13 protein-coding genes and 1 riboswitch are annotated in these 15114 nt (G+C 72.1%); of the genes, 2 read left to right on the top strand and 11 right to left on the bottom strand.

Annotation, left to right across the window (positions count from 1 at the left end):
- The first annotated feature begins 125 nt into the window (after positions 1–125).
- Positions 126–1163 carry a PRC and DUF2382 domain-containing protein gene (locus OG959_RS37100; RefSeq protein ID WP_326665660.1) on the top strand — a complete coding sequence of 346 codons (1038 nt, stop codon included), beginning with the start codon at positions 126–128 and terminating at the stop codon, positions 1161–1163.
- A gap of 108 nt (positions 1164–1271) precedes the next feature.
- On the opposite strand, the gene OG959_RS37095 is transcribed toward OG959_RS37100, so the two are convergent.
- From OG959_RS37095 to OG959_RS37080, 4 genes are all read right to left on the bottom strand, one after another.
- Complete coding sequence (locus OG959_RS37095; RefSeq protein ID WP_326665658.1) at positions 1272–2087, bottom strand: ABC transporter ATP-binding protein; 816 nt, start codon at positions 2085–2087, stop codon at positions 1272–1274.
- Positions 2084–3091 (bottom strand): FecCD family ABC transporter permease, encoded by a 1008-nt coding sequence (locus tag OG959_RS37090; RefSeq protein ID WP_326666827.1) that lies wholly within the window; start codon positions 3089–3091, stop codon positions 2084–2086. The genes OG959_RS37095 and OG959_RS37090 overlap by 4 nt, the downstream gene beginning before the upstream one ends.
- A gap of 77 nt (positions 3092–3168) precedes the next feature.
- Complete coding sequence (locus OG959_RS37085) at positions 3169–4209, bottom strand: ABC transporter substrate-binding protein (RefSeq protein ID WP_326665656.1); 1041 nt, start codon at positions 4207–4209, stop codon at positions 3169–3171.
- A 60-nt stretch (positions 4210–4269) separates the two neighbouring features.
- Positions 4270–4456: riboswitch (cobalamin riboswitch) on the bottom strand.
- A 107-nt stretch (positions 4457–4563) separates the two neighbouring features.
- Complete coding sequence (locus tag OG959_RS37080) at positions 4564–6495, bottom strand: acyl-CoA dehydrogenase family protein (RefSeq protein WP_326665654.1); 1932 nt, start codon at positions 6493–6495, stop codon at positions 4564–4566.
- A gap of 168 nt (positions 6496–6663) precedes the next feature.
- Between OG959_RS37080 and OG959_RS37075 the strand changes: the two genes are divergently transcribed.
- Positions 6664–7956, top strand: a complete 1293-nt coding sequence (locus tag OG959_RS37075; protein WP_326665652.1) for a hypothetical protein — start codon at positions 6664–6666, stop codon at positions 7954–7956.
- Between the two features lie 185 nt (positions 7957–8141).
- On the opposite strand, the gene OG959_RS37070 is transcribed toward OG959_RS37075, so the two are convergent.
- The 7 genes from OG959_RS37070 to OG959_RS37040 form a co-directional block, all read right to left on the bottom strand.
- Positions 8142–9074 (bottom strand): carbohydrate kinase family protein, encoded by a 933-nt coding sequence (locus OG959_RS37070; protein ID WP_326665650.1) that lies wholly within the window; start codon positions 9072–9074, stop codon positions 8142–8144.
- Positions 9075–9216: 142 nt separating this feature from the next.
- Positions 9217–10089 carry an ABC transporter substrate-binding protein gene (locus tag OG959_RS37065; RefSeq protein WP_326665648.1) on the bottom strand — a complete coding sequence of 291 codons (873 nt, stop codon included), beginning with the start codon at positions 10087–10089 and terminating at the stop codon, positions 9217–9219.
- Between the two features lie 99 nt (positions 10090–10188).
- Positions 10189–10815, bottom strand: a complete 627-nt coding sequence (locus tag OG959_RS37060; protein WP_326665646.1) for a GNAT family N-acetyltransferase — start codon at positions 10813–10815, stop codon at positions 10189–10191.
- A gap of 99 nt (positions 10816–10914) precedes the next feature.
- On the bottom strand, positions 10915–11241 hold the full coding sequence (locus OG959_RS37055) for a cupin (RefSeq protein ID WP_326665644.1): 327 nt from the start codon (positions 11239–11241) through the stop codon (positions 10915–10917).
- Between the two features lie 102 nt (positions 11242–11343).
- Positions 11344–12969 (bottom strand): glycoside hydrolase family 13 protein, encoded by a 1626-nt coding sequence (locus OG959_RS37050; protein WP_326665642.1) that lies wholly within the window; start codon positions 12967–12969, stop codon positions 11344–11346.
- A 139-nt stretch (positions 12970–13108) separates the two neighbouring features.
- Complete coding sequence (locus OG959_RS37045; protein ID WP_326665640.1) at positions 13109–14068, bottom strand: carbohydrate ABC transporter permease; 960 nt, start codon at positions 14066–14068, stop codon at positions 13109–13111.
- 15 nt (positions 14069–14083) lie between these two features.
- Positions 14084–15043 (bottom strand): carbohydrate ABC transporter permease, encoded by a 960-nt coding sequence (locus tag OG959_RS37040; RefSeq protein WP_326665638.1) that lies wholly within the window; start codon positions 15041–15043, stop codon positions 14084–14086.
- Positions 15044–15114 lie beyond the last annotated feature (71 nt).

Raw genomic sequence — 15114 nt, 5'->3', positions numbered from 1 at the left:
ACGGCGGCCGGCGTCCGTCGGCCGGGCGGTTGCAGCGCCCATCCGGGTGAGGCGCGATGGAATCCGGACGCGCCTCCCCTGCTGGACCCACCCACAGGACGCGCCCGGGCGAGGAGGAATCGGTCATGGGAGCCGCTGACGGTTTCACGGATTCCGGAGAGCTCGACGGCCTGACGGTGTACGACACCGAGGGCGAGAAGATCGGCAACGTGGGGCGGGTGTATGTCGACGACAACACCGGCCGGCCGGACTGGATCACGGTGAAGACCGGCCTGTTCGGTATGAAGGAGAGTTTCGTGCCCCTCGCCGGAGCCCGTCGCGTGGGCTCCGACCTGCACATCTCGCATCCGAAGGACCGGGTGAAGGAAGCCCCCCGGGTGGACGCGGACGCCCATCTGTCCGTCTCCGAGGAGGAAGAGCTCTACCGGCACTACGGCCTGAGCCGGAATACCAAGGCCAACCTCGGTGACCGCGCCGGGGCCGCCGGCACCACGAGTGCCGACGCACCGACCACGACCGGCACGGGCACCATGGGCGCGGCCGGAGCCGGCGCGGCAGCCGGGGCCGGGGCCATGGGCGCCGCGGGCACGGGCCGCACGACCGACAGGACCACGTCGGCCGGCATGGCCGGTGCGGGCACCGGGACCGGCAGGCACCGCGACACCGAAACCTCGGGCACGTCCCGTCCGCTGGTCGGAGCCGGTGCGGGAGCGGAACGCTCCAGCGCCGACCTCAGCGGCAAGGAGGAACTGATCCGCTCCGAGGAACAGCTGCACATCGGCACCGAGGAGTACGAGAGCGGCAAGGCCCGTCTCCACAAGTACGTCGTCACCGAGAACGTCACCCGGACCGTGCCCGTCACGCACGAAGAGGTGCGCGTGGTCCGTGAACCGCTCCGTCCGGGCGACAAGGCGGCCGACCGGTCCGACATCACCGAGCAGGACGTGGAGGTCACCCTGCACGCCGAACGCGCCACGATGCGCAAGGAGACCGTGCCGGTCGAGCGGGTGCGGATGGAAACGAAGAAGGTGACCGAGCAGAAGGAAGTCTCCGCCGAGCTGCGCAAGGAGCAGATCGACTACGCGGACGGCACCAGCAAGAGCGGCAAGGACATGGGCGGCAAGGACACGGGCGGCGAGTTCGGCCAGGGCCGGCACCGCTGACCCCCGGCACACCGCGCCGGACGGCCGTACCGCACCGCGAGGGGCGGGCCCCGCACCGGGGTCCGCCCCTCGCGCTCCGCGGCGGGGGCAACCCCGCGGCGGAGCGCCTCAGACCGACGCGGACGCCGCGGGAACCTCGGGCCGCCCCGGACGAAAGCGCACCGAGGGCCGCCCCTGCGGTCCGTCCGGGGTCACGACGGCCCGTACCCGGTAGACGTCGGCGATGAGCTTCTCCGTGATCACTTCCGCCGGAGTGCCGCCCGCGACGGCCTTTCCCCCGTCCATCACCACGATCCGGTCGCAGAACATCGCGGCCAGATTGAGATCGTGCAGGGCGACGACAGCGGTGAGCGGCAACGCGGTGACCAGGGCCAGCAGTTCGAGCTGGTGCTGGATGTCCAGATGGTTGGTCGGTTCGTCCAGGAGCAGTTCGCGCGGCTGCTGGGCGAGCGCGCGGGCGATCTGGACGCGCTGGCGTTCACCGCCGGACAGCGTGTGCCAGGACTGGTCGCGGCGTTCCGCGAGACCGGTCCGCTCCAGAGCCTCGCGCACCGCCCTCTCGTCGGCCGCCGTCGGCGCCGACCAGGCACGGCGGTGCGGGATGCGGCCCAGGCGTACGACGTCCACGACGCTGAGCTCGACCTGGGTGACGGCGTGCTGGTCGACCACGGCAACGCGCCGGGCCACGGTGCGTCGGCCGACCGCGGTCAGCGGATCGCCGTCGAGGGTGACCAGGCCCGCGTCCGGGGCGAGGACCCCGGCCAGGATCCGCAGGAGGGTGGACTTCCCGGAGCCGTTCGGGCCGATCAGCCCGATGGTGGCGCCGGGCGGCGGTGCGAGCGAGACACCGTCCAGGATGAGGCGGCCGCCCGCCTCCCTGCTGACCCGGTCGGCCCGCAGGCCGCCGGGGACGGCCCGGGTCACGGGGTCCGCCGGGTGCGGTGGAGGACCAGCACGAAGGCGGGGACCCCGATCAGTGCGGTGACGACTCCCACCGGTACCTCCTGCGGATCGAGAACGGTCCGGGCGAGGGTGTCGACCCAGACCAGGAACACGGCCCCGGCGAGTGCGGTCACCGGCAGCAGTCTGCGGTGCCCGGAGCCGGTGAGCGCCCGGGCCGCGTGCGGCAGCACCAGCCCGACGAACCCGATGGCACCGGCGGAGCTCACGAGAGCGGCGGTCAGCAGTGCGGTCGTGCACAGCAGGACGATCCGGGTACGGCCGACGTGGACGCCGAGGGTGGCCGCCGCGTCCTGGCCGAAGGCGAAGGCGTCGAGCGTACGGGCGTGGCCGAGGCAGATCAGCAGGGTCACTGCGAGCACGGCGGAGCAGATCCACACATCGCTCCAGCCGACGCCGCCGAGCGAGCCCAGCAGCCAGAACAGCACGCCTCGGGTCTGTTCGGCGTCGGCGGCGGTCATCACGACGAAGGAGGTGAGCGCGGAGAAGAGCTGCATGGCCGCGACGCCGGACAGGACGACCCGGTCGGTGCTGCCGCCGAGGGTGTGGCTGAGCAGCATGACCAGGGCGAAGGAGCACAGGGCCCCGATGAACGCCCCGGCCGACAGGGAGACCGCTCCCCCGCCGACCCCGAGGACGACCACGACGACGGCGCCGGTCGAGGCTCCGGAGGAGACCCCGAGGACGAACGGGTCGGCGAGCGGGTTGCGCAGCAGCGACTGCATGACCGTGCCGCAGACCGCGAGCCCCGCGCCGCAGACGGCGGCGAGCAGGGTGCGCGGCATGCGCAGGTTCCAGATGATGCCGTCGCGGATCGGGCTGAGCCGCGACTCGCCCGCGCCGAGGTGGGAGGCGACCGCGGACCAGACGTCGGCGACGGAGATCCGGGCCGGGCCGATCGTGACGGCGACGGCGACGGACAGGGCGAGCAGCAGGAGCCCACCGGTCCACAGGAGGCCTTCGCGGATACCGCGGACGCGCCGGAGGCCGGGCCCGGTGCGCGCGGCCGTGTCCTCGCGCTGTACCGCGGCCTGTTCGGTGTCCGTCACCCCGCGAGCCCGAAGGTGCGCAGGGCTGCGGCCACGCGCTCCACGCCCTCGACGGTCCGGATGGTCGGGTTCATCGCCTGGCCGCTGAGCAGCACGTAGCGCTTGTGCCGGACGGCGTCCATGTTCTTCGTGACGGGGTTGGACTCCAGGAAGGCGATCTTCTTCGCGGCACTCTCGGCGGTCTGCGACTTGCGGGTCAGATCGCCGATGACCAGTACGTCCGGGTTGCGGTCGGCGACCGTCTCCCAGTTGATCTGCGGCCATTCCTCGTGAGTGTCGTCGAAGGCGTTCTTCGCGCCGAGTTCCCGGGTGATGATGCCGGGCGCACCGCAGCAGCCGGCCAGGTACGGGGCCTCGGAGTTGGCGAACCAGTACAGCAGCGAGGCCCCGGAGGCGTCGATGCCGCTCGTCGCCTTCCGTACCCGGGCGCGCAGCCCGGCGACGAGTTTCTCGCCGCGCTCGGGAACGCCGAACACCTGGGCCAGTTCGCGCACTTCGGCGTAGACGCTGTCCATGGTCAGGGCGCCGGTGCGGACTCCGTCGCCGTCCATGCTGTTGTCCTTGGCGGTGCAGTCGGCGGGCGAGACGTAGGTGGGGACGCCCAGCTTCTCGAACTGCTCGCGCGGTGCGACACCGCCCTTGGCGAGGGTCGATTCGAAGGAGGCGCTGACGAAGTCGGGCTCCCGGTCCAGGACCTTCTCCGACGAGGGGCGGTTGTCGGAGATCCTCGGGACGCCCGCGTTGGCCTTCTCCAGGCCCTTCAGCACCGGGTCGGTCCAGGTGGCCGTGGCGGCCAGCCGGTCGGCGAGACCGAGCGAGAGCAGGATCTCGGTCGATCCCTGGTCGACCGGTACGGCGCGCTTCGGCGCGGCGTCCACGGTGACGGTCCGTCCGCAGTTCCTCAGTGTGACCGGATAGCCGTCGGCCTTGCCGGACTTGGCTGCGGTGCTGTCCTTGCCGCCGCCGCAGGCCGTCAGCAGGATCAGGGCGGCGGTGAGCAGGGCGGCGGAGCGGGCGGGGCCGGCTATGGGCGGCACGGAGTACCTCGGCGTCTCTGGGCCCATGCGCGGGGCCCGTACGGAGTTCCGCGGCCCGGTGCCGGACCGCGGGTGCCAGCAGGTCTTCGGACTCGGGTTCATGCGGACGGGACGCCTTCCCGGGAAACCGTGGGTCTCCCAGTGGCCGTGGCCCCGCCCGTCCCCCTCACCGCTGCGCGTCAGTTCCGGATTCGCACCGGATTCCCTGACCCCTACGTGGAGTTCGACTGGCTCCGGGCACGCTACCACGAGCCTCCGCGCAGCTCAGCGGCGGTGCGGGGCGGTGCGGTGGCCGGGGCGGCGTGCCGCGCACCGCCCCGGCCACCCCACCGTTCCGGGGCGGCCCGGTACCGGTCACGCGTTGCGGTGAACCGATTCGTCACCGGGGGTGCGCGGACCGGTGGCTTCCGGGGCCGCGGCGATGTGCCAGGAGGCGCCCGGATCGTCGTAGGCGTCGGTGTAGCGGGCTCCGGTGATGGGCCAGTCGGCAAGCAGCTCACCGGGCAGCGCGAAGGACGCGGCCAGTTCCGGCAGATGGCCGCTGACCGCGGTGACGAGCTGTTCGGTGGCATCACTCAGTCCGTCTACCTGACCGGGGGTCAGGTGGCCGGCCGCGAGCAGGTCCCCGCTGTTGTGTGCGACCCAGCGCAGCGCGAACAGCCGGGCCAGTTCGTCCAGCCGCTCGCGGGCCTCGCCGCCGGGCAGCGCCGCGAGCGCGTTCTCGTACGCGTGGGCCGCCTGCCGGTACCCATGGGCCTCGACCCCCCGCAGCGCGGGCCCGGATGCCGCGTTCCAGCGCTCCAGCGGGCCACCGTCCGCCGCCCGCGCCATCCGTGCCGCCGCCCGGGCGAACCAGATGCGCTCCACCTCGTCCAGGAGGCGGCCGAGGAACCGGAGGTCGGCGAGGTCACCGCCCGTGGCGCCGGCGGCCGGTTCCTCCTGCGGGGCCCGTGACGCGTCGAGGAGGAGTCCGGCCGCCGCCCGGGAGTGAATGGCCAGGTTGTCACCCTCGGCGGTGATGGCGCCCTCGATCCCGGTGACGAGTTCGGTCATCCCGTTGTTCTCCAGCAGCCCCTGGGCGCCGCACCGCTCCCGGCATTCGACGATCACGGACCGGGCCTGCCAGGTGATCCACCCCTTGGCGATGTCGACCAGCCGCTCGTCCGCCTCCCGCTCCGCGGGCGGCCGGGCCGCCGCCTTCTCCCAACGGTCGAGTACGCGCCGGTGCAGCAGGCTCATCGCGAAGACGGTGGCCATGGCCTCGGCGAGCGGACCGTGGTGGCTGCGGTGGGCCACCACCGGCACCGGGGGCGCCGCGCGGCCCCCCGAGACGAAGCGATGGCCGCCGTAGCGGACGGCGACGGCCAGGGTGGTGCGGGCGGAGCCGACCGCGCTGGCGCTCATGCAGATCCGGCCGGTGGTGACCCGCCCGATCGAGGTGAGGAAGCGGCGCCTGCGTCCCTCGGTGCCGCTGCGGAACACCCCGTCGTCGCCGACCCGCCCCTGCGCGCCGCCGAGCAGTGCCCCGCGGTCCACGAAGACCTGGTCGAAGGAGGTCAGGCAGTGGTCGACCGGACTGCCCATCCGTGCGGGAAGCCGGCGCACCCGGATTCCGGGCAGGGCCCGGGACGCGTCCGTGAGCGGCACCAGCAGCAGGAAGACCCCCTGATCACGGCCGTCCACGATCAGGCGGGCAGCGACCAGACCCGACTTGGGGCCGCCGGCCGGACTGGTGTTGGGCATGAACTTCTGTGCGCCGGCGTGCGGGGTGTGCAGCACGAACCCGTCCCGTCCGCGGTCGTAGGTGGCGGTCGTCTCGATGGCGGCGGCGTCGTTGCCGTGCGCCACCTCCGTACAGAGGAAGGTGCCGATCCGTCGCAGCCCGAGGAAGTCCGACAGATCACGGGGGCGGTCGGCGTCGTGGTCCAGAAGGCTGCCCAGGAACAGGTTGTAGTGGATGCCCGCGACTGTGGCGAACGCCGGGTCCACCGGGGCGAGCCACTCGTGCAGTGCGGCCAGGGCGCGGGGGTCGGCGGCGGGCCGGGCGGCGCTGTCCAGTGCGCTGTTGAGCGTGCGCAGCCGCGCGTGGGCCAGGGCGAGGCGTTCGTCGGGCGTGGGGCCGGGAGGCGGCCAGAGCGGCCGGCGGAACGGCTCGGTGGCGACGAGCCGGCGCCAGAAGCCGTGCTCCCGGCGGGCGTCCGGACCCAGGAGCACGGTGCTGAGCGGACCGGTGACCGGCCCGGTCCCGGCTTCCGATGTGTGGGCACTGTCGAAAATGGTCTTCATAAAACCGGGAACGATCAGGAATCGTCCAGGACACTCCACGGGCCGGTGTCCGGACCGGACTCCCCGTCGCCCGACGAGGCCCGGCACGACGACGGCCCGGCGGCCGCCCCTCACCTGTTTGCAGCAATCCGCCGCGCTGTACGGGCGGACAGGACATCCCCTTGGTTCATGGAACGGCACCCCGATCAGCCCGCGGCACAGGACGAGCACGCCGAACTGGAAGCCCTGCGGGCCCGGGTGGCGCAGTTGGAGGAACGCGCCCCGGCTCGCTCACGGCTGCGTCTGCGTTCGTTCTTCGCGGTCCTGCTGATCCTGGTGGCGGCCGTGCTCACCCCGCTGAGCGTCCTGTCGAGCTGGGCGAGCGGCGTAGCCGGGGACACGGACCGCTATGTGGACATGATGGAGCCGCTGGCCTCCGACCCCGATGTGCAGGCGGCGGTGACCGCACGCGTCACCGCCGCCGTCATGACCCATCTGGACGTCGACGCGCTGCTGGCGGACGTCGCACCCGCCGACCGGCCCGTGGTGGACAAGGCCCTGGAGAAGCTCGGAGGCCCGCTCACCACGGGCGTCACGAACTTCGTGCACGGCACCGTGGAGCGCTTCGTCACCAGCGACGCCTTCGAACGGGTGTGGAGCGACCTCAACAGGCGCGCCCACGCCTCCGTCGTGAAGGCCCTGACCGGCGAGGGCGGTGGCGCGGTCAAGCTGGCCGGCGACACCGTGACCCTGGACCTCGCCCCGGTCATCGACCGGGTGAAGCAGCGCCTCGTCGACCGCGGTCTGACGGTCGCCGAGAAGATTCCCGAGATCCACACCGACTTCACCCTCCTCACCTCGGACTCGGTCGGCAAGGCCAAGAAGGGCTTCAGAGCCCTCGAACTCCTCGGCTTCTGGCTGCCCGTGTTCACGCTGGTGGTGGCGGCGGGCGGGGTGCTGCTGGCGGTGCGCCGCCGACGGGCGCTGGTCACAGCGGCGCTGGCCGTGGCGGTGGGGGCCGCGCTGCTCGGGCTCGGGCTGTGGGCAGGGCGCGCGTTCTACCTCGACAGCCTCCCCCCGGACGTCTCCCAGCCTGCGGCGGGGGCGGTGTTCGACACGCTGGCCGGCTATCTGCGCGCCGGGGTCCGGCTGGTGGTGACCGTCGGCGCGCTGGTGGCGCTCGCCGCCTGGCTCACGGGCAGCGGCCGCGCGGCGGGCCGGGTCATGGCGATGTGGAGCGGTGGCATCGGGGCCGTACGGGACGCGGCAGGATTCACCGGCGGCCCGGTCGGCCGGTGGGTGCACCGGGCGAGGCGGCCGCTGAACTGGACGGTGGTCGTGATGGCCGTCGCGGTGCTGCTGGCCTGGGACCGGCCGACGGGCCTGGTCACGGTGTGGATCGCCCTGTGTGCCCTGTTCGTCCTCGCGGTCGTCGAGTTCCTCGATGACGACAGCACTCCGCATCTGGCGGCGCCGGCGTAGCCCTGCTGCCGCGGGGCCGCCTTGTAATGCCCGAGTAACGGGCGATGGGTACAACGGTGCCGTGCCGGTGACAGCTGGGCGGTGAGGGATGGGCAGCATCTCCGGAGCCACCGACCCAGCGACTCCTCGTCGGCTCGATGGCGGTGCCGCCGTCCCCGTGGGGGGTGACGGTGGCACCGCCGCGTTCACGTCCGGCCCAGTGCCGCGTCCAGTTCCGCCTCGTCGGGCGGGTTGGCGCCCGCCCGGGCGACGGTGACGGCAGCGGAAGCCGCCGCGTGGCGCAGGACGTCCGTCACGGTGGCCCGGTCCAGTGCCCGCAGCCGCTCCCGGCCGGCCGGCCCGAGCAGTCCGTGCGCGGCCAGTGCGTGCAGGGTGCCGGACATGAACGCGTCCCCCGCCCCCACCGTGTCGACGACCTCGGCCGGCAGCGCCTCGACGGTCACCGGCCCGCCTGGCAGGACCGCGCAGGCCCCGTCGCCTCCCCGGGTGACGAGAACGACCGCCGGGCCCGAGGTGAGCCATCGCCCGGCGGCCTTCACCGGGTCCTCGCCCGGATACAGCCACTCCAGGTCCTCGTCGCTCGCCTTGACGACGTCGCTGAGCGCCACACAGAGCTCGGCCCTGCGCACGGCGGCCTCGTGGTCCCCCATCAGCCCCGGTCGCACATTGGGGTCGTAGCTGACCGTCGCGGCGGCCCGCAGCGACTCGACAGCGGCGAGGACCTCGGACGCGCCGGGTTCCGTGATCGCGGCGATCGAGCCGGTGTGCACATGGGCGGGCGTCCGCTCCAGGGATACCGGGCCGAGCGACCACGTGATCTCGAAGGCGTACGCGGCCCGCCCCGCGCCGTCCAGGGTCACGACGGCGGACGGGGTGGGAGCGGTGGAGCCGTCGGTACGGACGTCGACCCCGGCCGCGGTGAGGTGGTCACGGATCAGCCGCCCGTTCCCGTCCGCTCCGAGCTGGGTGAGCAGGGTCGCGGAGTGTCCGAGCCGGGCCAGGCCGTACGCGACGTTGGCCGGGCTGCCGCCCGGATGGACCCGGTCGGCCGTGCCGGGCTCCCGGACGATGTCGGCGACGCACTCGCCGATGACCAGCAGGTCGAGTCTGTCGGGCATGAGGGTGAGGTCTCCTGTTGTGCGGTGGCATGGGCGTCCGGGCGGACGGCACGGCGCCGCCTGCGAACGCGTCGACCCCGATCCTGCCCTGTGCGGACCGCTCCCGTGGCGCCGAGCCGCCGGCACGGGCGGTGCGGCCCGGCTACGCCTCCAGCGCCTCGGCCACGAGTGCGAGGAAGCGCGCATGGGCTCGCGCGCTGCACACCGGCTCGGGGTTCCAGGGGACCACCCGTACGGAATCCGCGGCCGACGCCCACGGACCGTCGCTCCGGAGCTCGTCGAGCGGGGTGGCGTGGGCCCGGATGTCGGCGAGCACGACGGCCGGTCTCAGGGCGGCGGCCTGCGCCCAGCCGACCGTGGACCAGTTGGCACCGGGGCCCTCGGCGGGTTCCACCAGGCCGACGCCGAGCTCGGCCAGCACCCGCAGCTCGGGCCACATACGGGGGCGGGCCAGATGCGCCTGCTCCTGGCCCGCCGGTGACAGGGCGAGGACCCTCGTCCGGTCCGGGCCCGAGGTGAGCGCGCGCAGCCGGTCCCTGGCCGCGTCCAGCTCCTGCGTGGCCGCCGCGGGCTCCTCGGCGCCGAGTGAACGCGCCAGCTCGGCGAACCGGTCACCGATCTCCGTCAGGGTGCGGGCCTGGCCCACGTCGATGACCACGACCGGAACGTGCCCCTCCAGGTGCTTGGCCGTCTCCGGATCGAGGCCGTAGACCTGACCGCCGCCGTAGCTGACGGCCACCACGAGGTCCGGTTCCCCGCTCAGCAGCCTGTCCACGTCCAGCGTGGCGCCCGCCCCGGCGTACGCGACGCCGTCCAGGGGCAGCGATCCGGTCTTCGCCGCGTCCGGCGCCGCGGGGTCGTCGTGCCCCGAGCCGAATATCCCGCTCGGGCGGATGCCGTGGTCCCATAAGGTCGCACCGGCCTGGACATAGGCGAGGACCCGTGTCGGGCGCCTCCCCGCGGTCGACACCTGTCCTCGGTCGTCGCAGAACTCCCACACGGTCCGCTCTCTCACGTCACACCTCTCGCCACTGGTTGCCCGCCCCCCGTAGCGGTCTCTTCCAGGACTACCTGCCCAGCGAACCCGGGCGGCACCCGCGGCTCCGGCGACGGACTACAGGTCCGCCGCCGTGGAGCGCACGAGGTAGGTGACGGGCCCGGGGTCCGGTATCTCGGTCTCGGCGAATCCGAGCCGGTCGTAGAACGCCCTGGCCCGGGTGTTGGACGTGAGCATGCACAGATGCACGCCCTTGACCCCCTTGGCGTCCAGGGCCGCGAGGAAGGCACGCATCAGCTCCCTCCCGTACCCCCTGCGCTGCCAGTCGGGCAGCAGGTCGATGTGCAAGTGGGCCGGGTAGGGCGCGAGTTCGGGAAGGACCATGCGCTCGGGGTCGTGCAGGAGGGCGATCATCTCGTCGCTGGGACTGCGCGGTGCCGCCTCCGGCCGCGGATAGCGGTCCTCGACCAGGGGCAGCCAGCGCCCGCGGAACTCCGTGACGAAGCGTGGGGTGTCGGCCGTTCCCAGGATGTAGCCGACCGCCCGGCCCGTTCCGTCGTCGATGACGAAGGCCAGGTCGGGTTCGAGGTGGGCGTACGGCGCGGCGAAGATCGACGGCATCAGCTCCGGGTCCGGGTACAGATGGCGGGAGTCACCGCCGTTGTCGGCGGTCCGGACGCAGATGTCGGCGAGCGCGTCGCGGTCACTGGATCGGTAGGCCCGCAGGCCGGGAAGCAGGGTCACCGCTTCATCCTGCCGACCCTGGGAGCGCTCCCACAAGAGCAGGGAACGTATTCAGCCGACGCTGTCGCCGGCATCGACGTCGCCTGCTCCGCCAGTCGTTCAGTCGTTGACGGCCGTCAGCAGCACCGCGGCGTCCTCCAGGGCGAGCAGTCCGTGCCGCTCCTGGGGGATCGGGTACAGCTGTCCCGCGACGAGTTCCACATCGCCCGACGCGGCCGTGAGCCGGACGGAGCCGCGCAGCACCTGGAGGGAGGCTGCGGGCGGGGCGTTGTGCTCGTCGAGGGCGCGGCCCGCGGCCAGCGCGATGACGGTCTGGCGCAGCGGATCCTCGTGGAGCAGCAGATGGGCGCTGCGGCCGTGCGGGGAGGTGCGGGCCGCGGCCAGGTGCTCGTCGGCCAGGGCGTTCAGATCGTTCGGTGCGTCCATACGCCCCACTGTGCCGCAGCCCCCGCTCCCCCGCGATCCTGCCGGACCCGGCCGTGCACCGTATACGGCCGGATCCTTCGAGGTGCGTCTTCGGCCGGACCGTCACACCCGCAGCCAGACCGCGGTGTCCTGCGGCAGCCTCCCCGTACGGTCGAGGGGGCCGCTGGCCAGCAGCACTGCGGTGTGCGGAGGCAGCTCGGCGGGTTCGGCGGCCAGGTTGACGACGCAGACGAGGCCTTCGGTCCGCGTGAAGGCGAGCACCTCGGGCGCCGTGTCCAGCCAGGTCAGTCTGTCTATTCCGGGCCGGCCCGCCGTCTCGAACCCCGGTTCGCTCCGGCGCAGCCGCAGGGCCTCGCGGTACAGGCTGAGCATGGAGTCCGGGTCGTCGCTCTGGAGGTCGGCCGCGTACGCGGACCAGCCGGCCGGCTGCGGCAGCCAGGGTGCGGTGGTGGCGCCGAATCCGGCGTGCGGCTCCCGCGCCGACCAGGGCAGCGGCACCCGGCAGCCGTCGCGTCCCGGGTCGGTGCCGCCCTTGCGGAAGTGCATCGGGTCCTGGATGCGGTCCAGGGGGATGTCGGCCTCCGGCAGCCCGAGCTCCTCGCCCTGGTAGAGGTAGGCCGCGCCGGGAAGGGCCAGCGAGAGGAGGGCGGCGGCGCGGGCCCGGCGGGTGCCGAGGGCGAGGTCGGTGGGGGTGCCGAAGGTCTTCGCCGCGAAGTCGAAGCCGGTCTCCGCGCGGCCGTAACGGGTCACGGTGCGTGTCACGTCGTGGTTGCACAGGACCCAGGTGGCCGGGGCGCCGACCGAGGCGTGCTCGGCGAGGGTGTCGTCGATCGCGGTCCGCAGGAGTGCGGAGTCCCACGGGCAGGCCAGGAAGTTGAAGTTGAACGCGGTGTGCAGTTCGTCGGGCCGCAGGTAGCGGGCGAACCGCTCGGTGTCCGGAAGCCACACCTCGCCGACGAACACACCGTCGTACTCGTCGGCTATGGCGCGCCAGGAGCGGTAGATGTCGTGCAGTTCGTCGCGGTCGACGAAGGGGTGCGGGTCCTGGCCCACGACGAAGTCGGGCAGTGCGGGGTCCTTGGCGAGCAGGGCGGCCGAGTCGATGCGTACGCCGGAGACACCGCGCTCGAACCAGAAGCGCAGCACGTCCTCGTGCTCCTGGCGGACCGCCGGGTGAGCCCAGTTGAGGTCGGGCTGCTGGGTGGCGAAGAGGTGGAGGTACCACTCCCCGTCGTCCAGCCGGGTCCAGGGTGTGCCGCCGAATTCGGAGACCCAGTCGTTGGGCGGGATCTCACCGTCCACGCCGCGGCCTGCGCGGAAGTGGAAGAGGTCGCGCTCGGGGCTGCCGGAGCCGGCTTCGAGGGCGGCCCGGAACCAGGCGTGCCGGTCGGACACGTGGTTCGGCACGATGTCGATGATGGTGCGGATCCCCAGCCCTCGGGCTTCGGCGATCAGCTTCTCGGCCTCGGCGAGGGTGCCGAACGCGGGATCGATGGTGCGGTAGTCGGCCACGTCGTAGCCGCCGTCGGCGAGCGGTGACAGGTACCAGGGGGTGAACCAGAGTGCGTCCACGCCCAGTTCGACGAGGTAGGGCAGCTTGGCCCGGACCCCCGCGAGGTCGCCGGTGCCGTCACCGTCGCCGTCGGCGAAGCTGCGTACATAGATCTGGTAGATGGCGGCGTCCCGCCACCAGTTCGCGGTGGCCTCGGACGGACGGTTGGCTGCCACGTGACGTTCCTTTCGGGCAGGTGGTACTCCGCCGCCGGCCCGGCGAGCGGGGCAGGATGGGAGGGCCGGCGGCGGAGTGCTGAGGGGAAGACGGCCGGACGGGGCCCCGGACGGGCGGGGCGCGGTCCTGGGAGGGGTGCTATCCCTTGAGGCCGCCCGCGGTCAGACCGCTCATGATGTTGCGCTGGAAAAGCAGGAAGATGAGCAGCGTCGGGATCGACGCGATGGTGAGCGCGGCGATGAGGACGTTCTCGGGTACGCCGCTGGCCAGTGAGTAGATACCCACGTTGAGCGTCTGCTTGCTGGGGTCGGGCAGGGTGAGCATCGGCCAGAGGAAGTCCTTCCACACCCCGACCACGGCGAAGATGGAGACGACACCGAGGATCGGCCGGGAGATCGGCAGGACGATCGAGCGCAGGGTGCGCAGGGGCGACGCGCCGTCGATGGAGGCGGCGTCGAGGAGTTCGCGCGGGATGGAGTCGAAGAACCGCTTCAGCAGGAAGATGTTGAAGGCGTTGGTGACCGAAGGCAGCCAGATCACCCAGGGCGAGTTGACCAGGTTGCGCTGGAAGATCGGCACGTCCAGCACCGTGAGGTACTGCGGGACGACCAGCACGGTGGCCGGGATCATCAGGGTGGCCAGCATCATGCCGAGAATGACCTTGCCGAACACCGGCCGCAGCTTCGAGAGCGAGTAGGCGGCCGCGACGTCGAAGATCAGCTGGAACGCGAGCGCGCCGAAGGCGTAGTACAGGGTGTTGAAGAGCAGCTTGGACAGGTCCATCACGGTCCAGGCCTGGCTGTAGTTCTCGGTGTGGAGCGAGCTGGGGAATGCGGTGGGCGGGCTCTGCACGACTTCCTGCGTGGTCTTGAGTCCGCCGGTGACCATCCAGTACAGCGGTCCGAGGAAGGCGACCGTGAACAGGATGATGACCAGGGTGAAGACGATCCAGTAGAAGGCCTTGCCGCGGGGCCTGCCGAGCTGGGCCGGCGAGATCAGGGTCCGCTGGCGCCCGACGTCGGCGGGGCGTGCCGCCCTGCGCCGGCCGGTCTTGCGTACGTCGCTCCCGGGCCGGGAGACAAGCGTGTTCGATGCCATGGTCGTGCTCCCGTCCTAGTCTTCGCTGCTGCGGCTCAGTCGTACGTACACCGCGGAGAATCCCGCGAGGACGACGAGCAGGACGAGGCCGAGTGCCGCCGCGCTGCCGTAGTTGTTGAAGTTGAAGGCGTACTGGTAGATGAGGTAGACGACGGTGGTGGTGGAGCCCTCGGGGCCGGCGCCGTTGGTGAGCAGGAACGGCTCGGTGAAGACCTGCATCGTCGCGATGACCTGCATGAGGAGCAGCAGGGAGAGGATGAGCCGGGTCTGCGGGATGGTGACGTGCCAGACCTTGCGCAGCAGTCCGGCGCCGTCGAGTTCGGCCGCCTCGTACAGCTCGCCGGGGATGCCCTGGAGGGCGGCCAGATAGATCAGGGTGGCGCCGCCCATGTTCATCCAGGTCGCCGCGATGACGACCGAGAGCATGGCCGTGTCGGTGTCCTGGAGCCACTGCTGGGCGGGCAGGTGGAAGACGTCCAGGATGCGGTTGAAGAGTCCGTATCCGGGGTCGTAGAAGTACTTGAAGAGCAGTACGGAGGCGACGGGCGGCAGCATCACCGGGAGGTAGACCAGCAGGCGCAGATAGCCCTGTCCGTGCCGGAACTCGTTGAGCACGACGGCGACGACGAACGGGACGACGAAACCGAGCAGCAGGGCCAGCACGGTGAACAGCAGGGTATTGCGCCAGGCCTGCCAGAACGCCGGGTCGTTGAAGACATAGGTCAGGTTGGACCAGCCGGCCCAGGTGGTCTTGCCGTCCTCGGTCTTCTGGAACGCCAGGATGAACTCCCGGACCATCGGATACCAGGAGAAGAGCGAGAAGCAGAGCACGGCTCCGATCAGGAACCCGTGTGCGGAGATGTTGCGGCGCACGGCACGCAGGAAGTCCTCGCGGGCGGAGTCCCGGCGGGCGGGGCGCGAATGTCCCGGGCCGGGCGTGGGCGCCTTGCGGGAGGACAGGGTAGGGGCCGACATGGTGTTTCTCCTATGTGCCGGTGAACTCAGGGGGGCCGGAGGCGGGGCCGGGTCCGCGTGACCCGGCCCCA

Origin of the sequence: Streptomyces sp. NBC_00385 (assembly GCF_035917155.1) — a bacterium.
Taxonomy (GTDB): Bacteria; Actinomycetota; Actinomycetes; order Streptomycetales; family Streptomycetaceae; genus Streptomyces; species Streptomyces poriferorum.
This window is presented reverse-complemented; position numbering and strand designations above follow the sequence as displayed.

Excerpts from the sequence above, each read along its gene's own strand:
- OG959_RS37040 (WP_326665638.1), bottom strand. The coding sequence starts at position 15,043 with ATGTCGGCCCCTACCCTGTCCTCCCGCAAGGCGCCCACGCCCGGCCCG.
- OG959_RS37080 (WP_326665654.1), bottom strand. The coding sequence starts at position 6,495 with ATGAAGACCATTTTCGACAGTGCCCACACATCGGAAGCCGGGACCGGG.
- OG959_RS37055 (WP_326665644.1), bottom strand. The coding sequence starts at position 11,241 with ATGGACGCACCGAACGATCTGAACGCCCTGGCCGACGAGCACCTGGCC.
- OG959_RS37075 (WP_326665652.1), top strand. The coding sequence starts at position 6,664 with ATGGAACGGCACCCCGATCAGCCCGCGGCACAGGACGAGCACGCCGAA.
- OG959_RS37045 (WP_326665640.1), bottom strand. The coding sequence starts at position 14,068 with ATGGCATCGAACACGCTTGTCTCCCGGCCCGGGAGCGACGTACGCAAG.
- OG959_RS37070 (WP_326665650.1), bottom strand. The coding sequence starts at position 9,074 with ATGCCCGACAGACTCGACCTGCTGGTCATCGGCGAGTGCGTCGCCGAC.
- OG959_RS37100 (WP_326665660.1), top strand. The coding sequence starts at position 126 with ATGGGAGCCGCTGACGGTTTCACGGATTCCGGAGAGCTCGACGGCCTG.